Annotated in this window: 12 protein-coding genes; 10 read left to right on the top strand and 2 right to left on the bottom strand. The window is 51.1% G+C overall.

The window, feature by feature from the left end; genetic code table 11:
* Nucleotides 1-139: 139 nt before the first annotated feature.
* Nucleotides 140-1,033 (bottom strand): AraC family transcriptional regulator, encoded by an 894-nt coding sequence (locus PAEVO_RS15265; RefSeq protein ID WP_100538303.1) that lies wholly within the window; start codon nucleotides 1,031-1,033, stop codon nucleotides 140-142.
* A 168-nt stretch (nucleotides 1,034-1,201) separates the two neighbouring features.
* Between PAEVO_RS15265 and PAEVO_RS15260 the strand changes: the two genes are divergently transcribed.
* On the top strand, nucleotides 1,202-4,540 hold the full coding sequence (locus PAEVO_RS15260; RefSeq protein ID WP_100538302.1) for a tetratricopeptide repeat protein: 3,339 nt from the start codon (nucleotides 1,202-1,204) through the stop codon (nucleotides 4,538-4,540).
* A gap of 99 nt (nucleotides 4,541-4,639) precedes the next feature.
* A complete protein-coding gene (locus PAEVO_RS15255) occupies nucleotides 4,640-5,602 on the top strand; it encodes an aldose epimerase family protein (RefSeq protein WP_100538301.1) in 963 nt (320 codons plus the stop codon).
* A 22-nt stretch (nucleotides 5,603-5,624) separates the two neighbouring features.
* Here PAEVO_RS15255 and PAEVO_RS15250 read toward each other — a convergent pair whose 3' ends face one another.
* Nucleotides 5,625-6,374, bottom strand: a complete 750-nt coding sequence (locus PAEVO_RS15250) for an MBL fold metallo-hydrolase (RefSeq protein WP_100538300.1) — start codon at nucleotides 6,372-6,374, stop codon at nucleotides 5,625-5,627.
* Between the two features lie 334 nt (nucleotides 6,375-6,708).
* On the opposite strand from PAEVO_RS15250, the gene PAEVO_RS15245 reads away from it, so the two are divergent.
* The 8 genes from PAEVO_RS15245 (at nucleotide 6,709) to yqeK (ending at nucleotide 12,683) form a co-directional block, all read left to right on the top strand.
* Nucleotides 6,709-7,494 carry an ABC transporter ATP-binding protein gene (locus tag PAEVO_RS15245; protein WP_100538299.1) on the top strand — a complete coding sequence of 262 codons (786 nt, stop codon included), beginning with the start codon at nucleotides 6,709-6,711 and terminating at the stop codon, nucleotides 7,492-7,494.
* Nucleotides 7,495-7,544: 50 nt separating this feature from the next.
* On the top strand, nucleotides 7,545-8,636 hold the full coding sequence (locus PAEVO_RS15240; RefSeq protein WP_100538298.1) for a winged helix DNA-binding domain-containing protein: 1,092 nt from the start codon (nucleotides 7,545-7,547) through the stop codon (nucleotides 8,634-8,636).
* Between the two features lie 39 nt (nucleotides 8,637-8,675).
* A complete protein-coding gene (locus PAEVO_RS15235; RefSeq protein WP_100539470.1) occupies nucleotides 8,676-9,119 on the top strand; it encodes a DinB family protein in 444 nt (147 codons plus the stop codon).
* 49 nt (nucleotides 9,120-9,168) lie between these two features.
* Nucleotides 9,169-9,507, top strand: coding sequence for a YrdB family protein (locus PAEVO_RS15230; RefSeq protein WP_100538297.1), 339 nt, complete (start codon nucleotides 9,169-9,171; stop codon nucleotides 9,505-9,507).
* Between the two features lie 274 nt (nucleotides 9,508-9,781).
* On the top strand, nucleotides 9,782-10,702 hold the full coding sequence (locus PAEVO_RS15225; protein WP_100538296.1) for a Gfo/Idh/MocA family protein: 921 nt from the start codon (nucleotides 9,782-9,784) through the stop codon (nucleotides 10,700-10,702).
* 192 nt (nucleotides 10,703-10,894) lie between these two features.
* The gene (locus PAEVO_RS15220) at nucleotides 10,895-11,371 is read left to right on the top strand and encodes an NUDIX domain-containing protein (RefSeq protein WP_100538295.1); all 477 of its coding nucleotides are present in this window, start codon (nucleotides 10,895-10,897) and stop codon (nucleotides 11,369-11,371) included.
* A 23-nt stretch (nucleotides 11,372-11,394) separates the two neighbouring features.
* Entirely contained in the window at nucleotides 11,395-11,808 is a 414-nt protein-coding gene (locus PAEVO_RS15215) for a VanZ family protein (RefSeq protein WP_100538294.1), read from the top strand.
* A gap of 224 nt (nucleotides 11,809-12,032) precedes the next feature.
* Entirely contained in the window at nucleotides 12,033-12,683 is a 651-nt protein-coding gene (gene yqeK / locus PAEVO_RS15210; RefSeq protein ID WP_481856498.1) for a bis(5'-nucleosyl)-tetraphosphatase (symmetrical) YqeK, read from the top strand.
* Nucleotides 12,684-12,738 lie beyond the last annotated feature (55 nt).

The following is a 12,738-nucleotide window of genomic DNA, read 5'->3' as shown; positions in this document are numbered from 1 at the left end:
AATTCTTTCATTATTGAATGATTAAGGAGCGAGTTCGGGAGAAAGTGCGGGGGCATGGTCCCTTCGAGGAAACGACGTCGGAAAAGAACAAGCAGCGACGTTACGAATAACGCGCTGCAGCTAAGAGGCAATAAGGGACCTACCCCTTCCGGGTATCTCGGTATTCGGAAGGGGATTTTCCCATGATTTTTTTGAACAGCCGCGAGAAATAGTAGGGATCCTGGAAGCCGAGACGGTGGCTGATCTCCTTGACGCTCTGGCCGGTCAGGTCCAGATGCTGGCAGGCTCGCTGGATTTTGAGCCGCAGATAGTAATCAATGGGGGAGTAGCCCGTCGCTTCCTTGAACCGGAAGGTGAAGTGCGGAATGGACAGATTGGCGTAGGCCGCCAGCTCCTTCAGGCTCACATGGCCCTCCAGATGCTCGGTCATGAACCGAAGCGTCTGCTCCATGTCATGCTTATTATGCTGATCCTGCCCCCGCTGCGGTTGGAGCCGGGCGAGGCGGATGACGGCCGCCAAGTGGCCGGCTAACTGCGAGACATGGATGATATGGCTGAGCGTATACCCTTTTTGCAGCAGCTCGTAACTTTCCTGAAACAGCTCCACGATGCTCCTTGATTGGTCGACCGGAAGGACGGCAGGTTCCGCCGAATGGCTAAAGCCTTCAAATAATAGGCCCGCATGCGTACCCTTCATATGCCACCAGTAAATGCTCCAAGGATGAAGCTCCGAGGATGCATATTCATGCGGCAAATCCGGCGGGAGGACGATCGCCTGTCCCTTGAGCAGCTGATAGGTTTTGCCACCGTTCAATCGGTACCAGCCTTCACCTTCCACGCAGTAGATTAAGATGTATGCGCCGCTGCCCTCCGGGCGTTCCCGGTAGTGATGCAGCGCGCGCGGAAAGTACCCGATGTCGGTTACATGCAGCGGTTCCACAAGCGGATGGCGGGCCGCTTCTTTCATAATATGATCCGGGAGGACAATGATTTTCTGGGACTCGAATCCGTCTGGTTTTCGTATGGTATCCATAGCTTTACTATGAATCGGAACGAAATTGTTGTCAACCGGATGGAGTGACTGATAATCAGAATATAATCCATCATCAACATGATATCGTCAATGGCTCTTCGGCAGGCTGGCTTATAAGATAGAGACATAACGCAGCCAACGCTGATATTAATGGAGGGATGACGACTCATGACAAAACAACGGCAAGTGAGCGTTCGGGAAGAGACCGTGGAGATTCCCACGTATGAAGTGGGGAAGCCGGACCTGAACCCGATGTTTTTGGAGAAACGGGTATATCAGGGGAGCTCGGGGCGTGTCTATCCGCTGCCGGTCATCGATAAAATTTACGATGAGAAAGTAGTAAAGCCCTACCGGATCATTTTCCTTGAAAATGAGTACGTGCAGATTCAGATCATGCCGCAGATTGGCGGCCGCATCTACCGGGCTATCGATAAAACCAACAACTATGATTTTGTATACCACAATCAAGTGATCAAGCCGGCTTTGGTGGGCCTTGCGGGTCCATGGATATCCGGAGGGATCGAGTTCAACTGGCCGCAGCATCACCGGCCGAACACCTTTGGCGAGGTGGAGTGGAGCTTAACGGATAACCCGGATGGCAGCAAGACGGTATGGGTCGGCGAGATCGACCGGATGTACGGCACGAAGGTGTCTACCGGTTTCACGTTGTATCCGGGCAAGGCGTATCTTGAAATTCACGCGCAGATGTACAATCGGACCTCGGAGCCGCAGACTTTTCTGTGGTGGGCGAATCCGGCCGTAGCGGTCAACGATCATACCCAGTCCGTATTTCCGCCGGATGTTCACGCGGTGTTCGACCACGGGAAACGGGACGTGTCCAAATTCCCGATCGCCACCGGCACGTATTATAAGCAGGACTATTCGGCGGGCGTCGATATTTCCATGTACCGCAACATTCCCGTTCCGACCTCCTATATGGCCTATCATTCGGATTATGATTTCGTCGGCGGATACGACCATGGCTTGAGAGCGGGGATTCTGCATGTCGCCAATAAACATATATCCCCCGGCAAAAAACAGTGGACATGGGGGCACGGCGAATTCGGCCAAGCCTGGGATCGCAACTTGACCGACGAAGACGGCCCATACATCGAGCTCATGACCGGCGTGTATACCGATAACCAGCCCGATTTCACCTGGCTGGCACCGTATGAGGAGAAAAGCTTCAAACAGTACTTCATGCCTTATAAAGACATCGGGTTGGTGAAGAACGCGTCCATTGATGCCGCCGTAAATCTCGAAGTTCACGACCATAAGGCCGTTGTCCATGTCTATGCCACCTCGGTTAGGGAAGGGGCTCGCATCCTGGTGACCGGAGCGGGACGCACCTATTTGGAACGGAAAGTCAAGCTGTCGCCAGCCGACACCTTCCAGGCCGAGATCGAACTGGATCCCGGTGTCAGGGAAGAAGATGTGCGGGTGGCGGTATTCGCTGAGGACGGCAGAGAACTGGTCGCTTACCAGCCCAAGCCGCGTACCTTGGAGAGGACGCCGGACCCGGCCACGGCAATTGGCAAGCCGGAGGAACTGAAGAATACCGAAGCGCTGTTCTTGGCAGGGCAGCATCTGGAGCAGTACAGGCACGCAACCTATGAACCGGAAGCCTATTATATAGAAGGTCTTCGGCGCGATGCCGGAGACGTCAGGCTGAACAATGCCTATGGTTTGCTCCTGCTGCGCAGAGGGCGCTTCACGCAAAGTGAGACTTATTTTAAAAAAGCCATTGAAACCTTGACCCGCCACAATGCCCGGCCCTATGACAACGAACCGTTCTATCATTTGGGCAAAGCCTTGAAATGGCAGGGGCGTTTGGACGAAGCGTACGCTAATCTGTACAAGTCGGTCTGGTCGGGGGCTTGGCAAGGGGCGGGATATCTGGCTTTAGCCCAGATTGCCTGCGAGAAGCAGGAATATGAGGAGGCGTTCGAGCTGATCGAACGGTCCCTGGCTGCCCAGTACCGTAATTATAAAGCGCGGCATCTGAAGAGCATCATTTTAAGGAGGCAGGGGCGCTTGGCGGATGCCGCGTTATGGCTTGAGGAAACGCTGAAGCTGGATCCTATGGATGCGGGCGCGATGAACGAGCTGGCAGCCGTATATCAAGAATTGAAGCAAGAGGACAAGAGCCGGCATGCTTACGAATCACTTGTCCAGCTCCTGCGCGATCATCCGCATAATTATATCGCCGTTGCTCAGGACTATGCGGATGCAGGCCAATATGGCGACGCTTTGGATGTGCTGCAGCGCCTCGAACGCCTTACGGCACCTGCTGTCTATCCGATGGTTTATTACTACCAAGGCAGTGCACTCATGAAGATGAACCGGGCGGAAGAGGCATCCGCTTGCTACCGATTGGCCTCGGAAGCCGATCCGTCGTACTGTTTCCCGAATTCCCTGCATGACTACGTGACGTTAAAGCTGGCGCTCAGCGTACAGCCGCAGGATGCGAAGGCGATGTACTACTTAGGGAATCTGCTGTACGACAAGAAGCGTTACGAGGAAGCCATAAGCAGTTGGGAAGCTTCCGTCGCTCTGGATGGCAGCTTCGCTACGCTGCATCGGAATCTGGCGCTCGCTTACTATAACAAGAGGCAGGACCGCGATAAAGCATTGGCATCCCTGCAAACCGCCTTCTCGCTGAATCCGGCGGACGCCAGGGTCTTCTACGAGCTGGACCAGCTGTATAAAAAGCTCGGTCATGCTCCGGCCGATCGCTTGAAAGGGATGGAGGAGCACATAGAGCTGGTCGAGCAGCGTGACGATTTATATCTGGAATATATGACGCTGCACAATACGCTGAATCGTTATGAGGAGGCATTGGCATTGATTCTGAAACGCAACTTCCACCCTTGGGAAGGCGGCGAGGGCAAGGTGCCGGCCCAGTATGTGTTGGCCCGGGTGGAGCTGGCGAAGCAGTTGCTTCAGGAGCATCGCTGCGAGGAAGCCATAGAGCAGCTCCTTAATGCCAAGCAATATCCGCTCAACATCAATGAAGGGAAACTCACGGGAGCGCAGGAGAACAACATTGACTATTACCTAGGCTGTGCATATGAGGGGCTGGGCTTGTCCGGAGAGGCGGAGGCGTACTTCATGAAAGCTTCGGAAGGGCTGGATGAGCCGGCCAGTGCGATGTATTACAACGATCAGCCGCCGCACATGATTTTTTATCAAGGGGCCGCGCTGCGGAGGCTGGGCCGAGAGAATGAGGCCCGGAGCCGGTTTAACAAGCTGATCGATTATGGGGAGAAGCATATATTCGAGCCTCAGAGAATCGATTACTTTGCCGTCTCGCTGCCGGACTTTCTGGTGTTTGATGAAGATCTGGACCGAAGAAACGAAATTCATTGCCGCTATATGATGGGGCTTGGGCATCTTGGTCTCGGTGACCGGCAGTCCGCGGAGAAGCTGTTCCGCGAGGTGCTGCAGCTGGAGTCTCACCATCAAGGAGCTGCGTTGCATTTGGCGCTTTGCAAGACGTTGATGTAAAAGATTGACACTTTATTCTCAAGGGCCGGTATGAACGGTCCTTGAGCATTTGTGTATTCCGGGTAATGCCTTGACTTATAACGGAGGAGGATGACGAAGATGATCTGGAGCAAAGGGATGCTGGATGGATATGAGGTTTGGACAGGGCGCACGGAGGTAATGGAGATGGTCCTGGTGCCTGAACTCGGAAGCAGAGTCATCTCACTTCGCAATCGAAAGACTGGCCGGGAATGGCTGGTGCAGCCTGCTGGAGCTCTGGAAACGAACGGGTATGCAAGCTCCTTTGGACAGCGGGACGGCAGCGGCTGGGACGAAATGTTTCCAACGATCAATGACTGCCGGTATCCCGCGTATCCATGGGAAGGAACGGAGCTTCCGGATCATGGCGAGGTATGGGCCATTCCATGGAAGGCGGGCGGCGAACAAGAACAGCTTCATTGCAGCGTACAGGGAATCCGAATCCCTTATCAGCTGCGCAAAACCTACTCCTTCCCCCGTGAAGATACCCTGCGGATCGATTATGCCGTTCATAATTCGAGTCCGTTCCCATTCTCTTTCCTGTGGGCAGCACATCCGTTGTTTCAGATCAATGAAGGCATTGAGATCATCGTTCCAGATAAGTTGAGTGAGATCATCGTATCGTACTCGGCGAACGGTCGATTGGGAGAATCCGGCGATATTCGTACTTGGCCGCAGCCATGGGATGAAAAGCCCCATATCCGCTTGAATCGAACCGAGAGCAGGCTTGAAGCAACTGCCGAGAAATTCTATTTTGCAGGCGAGCTGCCGGAGGGGACAGCCTCCATTTACGATCCGCTTGCGAGGGAAGGACTCCGCATGACGTTTCCTAAAGAGCAGGTGCCTTATCTAGCGATTTGGGCGAACTATGGCGGCTATCAAGGACAGTACCATCTTGCGCTGGAGCCTGCGACGGGGCAACTCGATGATCTCTCGTATGCCATGCATCGTCAGGCAGCGGCCGAAGTGCCGGCCGGCGGCACGTATACTTGGTACCTTGAGATTAGCTGGATCGATGGATATAAACAAGGGAAGCCTTCATGACCAAAAGTGGACCAACAAACGCTTAAGCATAAGCCAATTCACGAATGCGCTGGTTGGGATTGTCCGTAAATAATCCGCCGTGGTAACAGATCACGTTACGGATGTCATAGTGGGTGAACTTCTGCAAAGAGAGCTGGGCTAACGCCAAATCGAAAGTGGTTGCCGGATCCGGCCCGATCAGTTGTCCCTCCCTGACGTTCAGCGCATCCGCGGCAATCAGGGTTTTGCTCGGTATGTGATATAAGCTGGTGTGGCCGGGGGTATGGCCCGGCGTATGGATCACGATAATGCTGCCGCCAAAAGGCAGCTCCTCGCCGTCGCGCACAATACGATGCACAGGGGCTGTAGGAGGGTTCTCGAGGGTATGCTTAAACGCATTTCTCCACTCTGTAGGCACGTTGTCCGGCAGCGATGCCATAGCTTGAGCGATAGCCTCGGGCGATAATTTGACAAGCCTTGTATCGCCTTCGATATAAGGCTTTTCGATTTCGCTGGCAAACACTTCGGGGGCTCGCTTGCTATGTTGGATAACGGCCGGCAAACTGCCGATATGATCCAAATCCTGGTGTGTTATAATAATTTTGTTTACGTCCTGAACGGAAAACCCGATGTTCGATAACTGCTCCTGAATCAGCGCGAACTGGCCGGGATAGCCGGTATCGATGAGAACCAGATCCTGATGATCCCAGAGGAACGTCGGGTGGATCGTTTCGATACGTCCCATCATGGCTGCGGAAATTTCCAGCATGGCAATGCCTTGATCGATTAACATGTTACTTACCTCCACTATATAGGGATTTCTTCTCCCGATTTCAACTTCCAGAGAAGACTGAGCAGAAGTAGATTATCAAATCAACAAATTTGTGTAAATAGATAAACATTTTATCATAACACAAAAATAATTATTTGTCAATATATAATCTATTGACTAGAATCCTCGTTTAGGCATGAAATGTCCAGCCTGGCATTCATCGCTTGATTCCAAATCGTAGCCTGATCACAAGGCTGGATTTCATCTTTTTATTGAGGAATATGTAATTGCTGGTATAATCCTTGAAAAGAGAAACGAAATTTCGCAGCAGATTGAAGAAGGAGAGGGAGCAGTGATGAACACGACGATTGAACTGAATAACGTAACCTGGAAACGGGAGCAGAAGACCGTTCTTACAGGCGTGGATTGGACCGTACAGCAAGGAGAGCATTGGGCGGTTCTTGGGCTGAACGGGTCCGGAAAGACCACCATTTTGAATATGATTAACGGATACATCTGGCCGACCAGCGGTACGGTTTCGGTGCTCGGGCATCGTTTTGGCAGGGTGGATTTAAGAGAATTGCGTAAATCGATAGGCTGGGTCAGCTCCTCGCTGCAGGAAAGAATCCGGCCGAGCGAATCCACGCTGGATGTCGTGATTAGCGGCAAACACGCCTCGATCGGCCTTTATCAGAAGGTGGATGAAGCTGACCGGGAGCAGGCCGAGCAGCTGATGAAGGATTTTAATTGTATTCATCTGCTGGGTCGTACATATGAGACTTGTTCGCAAGGGGAGAAGCAGAAGCTGCTGATTGCCCGGGCGCTTATGGCTTCGCCCAGGCTTTTGATTCTGGATGAGGCCTGTAACGGACTGGATTTTCTGTCGAGGGAAGCGCTGCTGTCCAGTATTACGGCACTGGCTTCAAAGCCTGATGCGCCGACCCTGCTGTTCGTTACGCATCATATCGAAGAAATACTGCCGATTTTCTCGCACTCCTTGCTCATCCGCCGGGGCACCGTGTTCGGGAAGGGGCGTTCCCGGGACATGCTGACCAGCGACAATTTGACCTCGTTTTTTGAGACGCCGGTCGAGGTGAGCTGGCAGAATGATCGAGCCTGGATGTCCATTCCGGACTTATAATGATGGCTTTGAAGCTCGCGAGATATTCATGACCTAGGAGAGTGACCATTGTGCCAAATCGAATCATAGCGAACCGAAGGCTGTTCAATTCAGGGATAACCGGCATGAAGCATGAAACTCCGGAGGAAGTCGTCAGAAATCTCGGCGCTGTGCAAGCCCAGGATTACCACCAAGCGGTCTGGGGAATCGGTCTCCGTACGAAGTCCGCCAAGGTATCCGATGTGGAGCAGGCCCTTAACGATCGCAAAATCGTGCTAACCTGGCCGATGCGAGGGACGATATTCTTCGTACCGTCCGAGGATGCCAAATGGATGGTGAAGCTGACGGAATCGCGCTTTCAAACGAATGACAAGAAGAAGCAGGCCGAACTTGAGCTTGACGAAGGTACGCTCCATCGGTGCAGGACGCTAATCAGCGATGCGTTGAGTGGCTGTACACCCATATCCCGTCCCAGACTAATGGAACTGCTGGAGGAAGCGGGGATCAGCACCAAGAACGGCCGCGGCTACTACATTCTCGGATATTTGGGGCGGACAGGCATGATCTGTTTCGGCCCGCATGAAGGCAAACAGCAAAGCTTCGTGCTGCTCGATGAGTGGGTACCGAAATCGAGGGAACTGACGCTCGAAGAATCGCTGGCGGAGCTGGCGCTTCGCTATTTTACAGGGCACGGACCAGCCACGATTCAGGATTTTGCATGGTGGGTCGGGTTAACGCTGACGGAAGCTAAACGAGGCTTTGAGGCGGTCAAATCAAATCTTCGTTTAGATTTTGTCAACGGCACGGAATACTGGAGCTCTGTTACTGAGCCGGCTGTGTCCGCTGATACGGATTCGGTGGTTCTGCTTCCGGGTTTTGATGAATATTACTTGGGTTACAAGGACCGCAGCGCGATCATAGAGACAGAGCACGATGCGAAGATCGCTCCCCATCGCAACGGGGTATTTCAACCCATGATGGTGGCAGGCGGCGAAGTGGTTGGTGTCTGGAAGCGGGAAATTAAGCGCAGCGGCATCGAAATCACGTTTAGTCCGTTCTCGCTAAGGAACGAGCGAGAAGAGGAGTTTATGGAAGCTGCCAAGCAATATAGCGATTTCGTTGGAATGCCGATGACACGAATAGAATGGAATCAAGCTCTCTAAGCCTATCGGCTGAGATGAGCTCTTAGGAGGAAGATAATGATGGAGTCAATCATGAAATTGGAATCATTGATTGCCGAAATGACGGAAATTGTAACGGCGACTAATGAGGTGGAGTTCAATCTGAAGCTTGCGCCTGATAAATGGTCCAAGAAGGAGATCCTGGGTCACCTATGCGATTCGGCAGTCAATAACCATATCCGGTTTGTAAAAATTTTGCTCTCCGATTATCCGATTGCCATTCAAGGGTACGCGCAGAACGATTGGGTCCGGGTGAACGATTACCAGGATCAATATGACCAAACGGAAGTGTTATCGCTGTGGCAGCAGATGAACTGGATGATTCTGCGTGTCATGCAAAAAGCCGATTCGTCTGATTTCCAGAAAAAATGTGTGCTGCCCGATAAAACGGAGGTCACGCTGGAGTGGTTGTTTAACGATTATGTGGATCATATGATCCATCACCTGGAGCAAATCGAGCTGTGATTACAGCATTGACAGTAGGAATACAACAGGAAACGAAAGGTATCCCACCATGTTCAGATTGCTGAATCTTGCTCTCCGATTTATCCTGGAATTGATTCTATTATTTTCGATAGGTTACTGGGGGTTCCATTATGGCTCCGGGCTCATGGCACAGGTTGCACTCGGTATTGGGCTTCCACTGCTTGCAGCCGTCATCTGGGGCATGACCATCTCTCCGAAAGCAAGGATCAAGCTGCCGCTTGCCGTCGTGCTGCTTATCGAATTTCTTATATTTACAACCGCGGTGGCATGCCAGGTATCCTCGGGCTTTATAACGTTTGCCATTGTGTTTGCTTTTGTGGCTCTGGTCAACCGCCTCATCGTGATAAGATGGAGGATGCAGCCGTAGAGTATCTGGAATTGCCCCTTATACAACTGCACGACGCATTTATAAGTCCGCTAGGAGGCTGCCAACGTCTGATAAACAGATGGAGGCGGTCTTTTTGTGTCGGATCCAGGTTTAGGTTAAAAGACGAATTAAAGTCACGTCCTTTAGTCGTTCAGGGTGATATGATGATTGTTAGAAAAGCCTATGTTCCGGCTGCTGATATCTCTAAGTAACGCAGCGAATGGAAAAGCCATCGTGATCATTTAAAATCCTGCAGGTAAAGGAGTATGAACTTATGACCTTGAAGATCGGTATGATTGGTTTGGATACATCGCATGTCTCCATTTTCTCGAAAATGCTGCATGACAAGGCGCATCCCTATTACGTTCCCGGCGCACGGGTTACAGCGGCATTTCCCGGAGGATCACCGGACTTCGAACTTAGCATAAGCCGGGTGGAGGGATATACGAAGGAACTCGCCGGATGGGGAGCCGAAATATTGGATTCTCCGGAAGACGTGGCCAAACAGGTCGATGCCGTCATGCTCGAAGCGGTCGACGGAAGGTCGCATCTGTCCTTGTTTCGCGCGATTGCTCCTCATTGCCAAATGGTATTTATCGATAAGCCGTTTGCGGTGAGCAGTAAGGACGCAGTGGAAATTGCCGAACTGGCGGAGCAGTTCCAGGTTACCGTTATGAGCAGCTCGTCTCTTCGATATGCACAAGGACTTCAGGATGAACTGGCTCGGGGCGGTGTGGATGATATCATTGGCGTGGATTGCGTCGGACCACTTCCGCTTCAACCTACACAGCCGGGATTTTTTTGGTATGGAATCCACGCGGCGGAGATGCTTTACAGCGTTCTTGGACCCGGTTGCGTAAGCGTACATGTCGCCGCGACGGAATTGCATGAGGTATTAACGGCGGTTTGGAATGACGGGAGGATCGGGATAATTCGTGGCAACCGTGCAGGTAATGATCGATTTGGGATGACCATTCATCGCGTGGAGGCTAGCAGCTTTGTGGACATTATGGCGCATCACAAACCCTATTATGCGAGTCTGCTGGAACAGATCATGAGGATGTTCACGACAGGTGTCTCGGATGTTCCTTTATCTGAGACGCTGGAGATCATTCGATTTCTGGAGGCGGCGAATGTCTCCCGCGAAACGGGTGAAACCGTGAGACTGGATGATAACGATCGAACAGGACGATAACGGAACAGACGCCATGTGAATCCCTGAGGGATGGAGGTTGTTGGGGGGGGGGCGATGTGACTCGCCTCGTCTGATGACCTTTTTGACCTGCAATTATACATAATATTTCCATATCAGCCTCGTTTAATTGTATGATAGACAGATCAAATACGTTCGGCCGTTTTTGTAAGCCGTCGAGAGGTGGTTATGATGATGACGTATCATATTCGGGTGAGACCGACAGCGTTAGTCTTTCAGAATGAGCATGTTTTATTGGTCGAGTATGTAGATGAGAACGGATTGCATTACAATTTGCCGGGGGGCGGGGCCGAGCCAGGAGAGTCGATCGCTGAGGGTGCCTTGAGAGAATTGTACGAGGAAACCACGCTGGAAGCACAGACTGGGCCTGTTGCTTTTGTGTACGAGAATGCTCCGCATAAACAGTCTAGAGATAACAGTTCTGGCATTCATACGCTATACATCGTGTTTGAATGTTATCCACATGAAGGATCGTCCCCCAAACTTCCGGCTGTGCCAGATCCGAATCAAACCGATGTGAAATGGATTCCGCTCGAGCAGCTGGACGACATTATTTTGTATCCGAATATCAAGAAACACATTAAACAGTACGCACAGGAACGCCGAAATATTGACATGATCGAGGATTATGTATTGGATAAATATGTGTGAATTCAGTTTAACAGGAGACCTTCATGAAATCCCATGTTAAAATGATCACCTTGATCCTCCTCATTGGATACACCATGTTGTTAGCATACTGGATGATTTGGGGATTCGGGAGGACAACGCAGCCGGAATTCAGTTATAATCTGGTTCCATTCTCGACGATGACAAGGTATTTTCCGATTCGCAGCTTGGGCTCATTGATCAATATCGTTGGGAATATCGCTGTGTTTGTACCCTTTGGAGTACTCATTCCGCTTGCATTTCAAATTCGATTTCGTAAGATGTTTGCTTACTTTTTGGCCGGGTTATTCGTGCTCGAAATGACACAGCTGCTCTCGCGACGGGGAAGCTTGGATGTGGATGATTTTATGTTGAACTCGGTAGGAGTTACCATGGGCTATGGTTTGCTTGGGGTCATCATGAAATCGAGGAGCAGATAACCGTAACCGCATATTTCGATCATACATAAAATCGTGTATAACAGGCAGCAGAATGACTTAACTACGATGTAGGAAAGTCATTCTGTTTTTTTATTTGTGGCTGATTTTGTTGTGTAGAAGTTACATTCTCAACATGAGATGGATGACGCCAATATGGGGAATTGTGGAAAATAACTATTGTTCGATCAGGAACCGAAGCTTACAATGATATGAGCGATTGGAAAATGTTGTGCGGAAAGGTGTGGTCTAGGATGAGGGATTCCGTGTTTAGTAAGCTGACGTGTGGCATAGAGTTTACATATAACCTAAGGGATGATGTAGAAGCTTTTCTAATCAAGCATGGAGAGCAGGAAACGTTCGAGCATATCATGAATGTAGTACAAGAGGCGTTAGCCATCGCACCGTTATTTAATGTAAGCCCAGATGCCGCCCGGCAGGCGGCGCTGCTGCATGATATCAGCAATGCTATTTCGGTAAGTGAAATGAAGGAGGCCGCGGAAGAATGGTCTCTACCCATTATGGAAGAGGAACATCGATATATCAGGATCATTCATCAGAAGCTTTCCATGGAAATGGCTCAGCGCATCTTCGGCTGCACCTCACCGGACATATTAAACGCTATTGAATGCCATACAACGTTAAAAGCCGGGGCGAGCCAATTGGATAAGGTATTATTCGTTGCGGATAAGATCTCATGGCAACTTGAAGGCAATCACGCCTACCAAGCGGACATGCGCAATAAACTGGACGATCTGGATTTAGACGGAGCGGCGCTTGTGTATTTGGACCATGTATGGAATCAACGCGACAAAATGAAATTGGTGCATCCGTGGTTAATCGCCGCCAGAAGTGAGCTAATCGCCCAAAGGGTATAATCATGGCAGCTGCTTGCTTTGTGTGCGGCACCGTTAAGAGGAAGGACTACACACA

This window comes from Paenibacillus sp. GM2FR, from assembly GCF_002803325.1.
Taxonomy (GTDB): Bacteria; Bacillota; Bacilli; order Paenibacillales; family Paenibacillaceae; genus Paenibacillus_AQ; species Paenibacillus_AQ lautus.
Note: the sequence above shows the minus strand (reverse complement) of the source record. Positions and strands in the feature narration are given on the sequence as shown.

Excerpts from the sequence above, each read along its gene's own strand:
- PAEVO_RS15235 (WP_100539470.1), top strand. The coding sequence starts at position 8,676 with ATGGAGTCAATCATGAAATTGGAATCATTGATTGCCGAAATGACGGAA.
- PAEVO_RS15245 (WP_100538299.1), top strand. The coding sequence starts at position 6,709 with ATGAACACGACGATTGAACTGAATAACGTAACCTGGAAACGGGAGCAG.
- yqeK (WP_481856498.1), top strand. The coding sequence starts at position 12,033 with ATGTTGTGCGGAAAGGTGTGGTCTAGGATGAGGGATTCCGTGTTTAGT.
- PAEVO_RS15220 (WP_100538295.1), top strand. The coding sequence starts at position 10,895 with ATGACGTATCATATTCGGGTGAGACCGACAGCGTTAGTCTTTCAGAAT.
- PAEVO_RS15225 (WP_100538296.1), top strand. The coding sequence starts at position 9,782 with ATGACCTTGAAGATCGGTATGATTGGTTTGGATACATCGCATGTCTCC.
- PAEVO_RS15215 (WP_100538294.1), top strand. The coding sequence starts at position 11,395 with ATGAAATCCCATGTTAAAATGATCACCTTGATCCTCCTCATTGGATAC.
- PAEVO_RS15230 (WP_100538297.1), top strand. The coding sequence starts at position 9,169 with ATGTTCAGATTGCTGAATCTTGCTCTCCGATTTATCCTGGAATTGATT.
- PAEVO_RS15265 (WP_100538303.1), bottom strand. The coding sequence starts at position 1,033 with ATGGATACCATACGAAAACCAGACGGATTCGAGTCCCAGAAAATCATT.
- PAEVO_RS15250 (WP_100538300.1), bottom strand. The coding sequence starts at position 6,374 with ATGTTAATCGATCAAGGCATTGCCATGCTGGAAATTTCCGCAGCCATG.
- PAEVO_RS15255 (WP_100538301.1), top strand. The coding sequence starts at position 4,640 with ATGATCTGGAGCAAAGGGATGCTGGATGGATATGAGGTTTGGACAGGG.
- PAEVO_RS15260 (WP_100538302.1), top strand. The coding sequence starts at position 1,202 with ATGACAAAACAACGGCAAGTGAGCGTTCGGGAAGAGACCGTGGAGATT.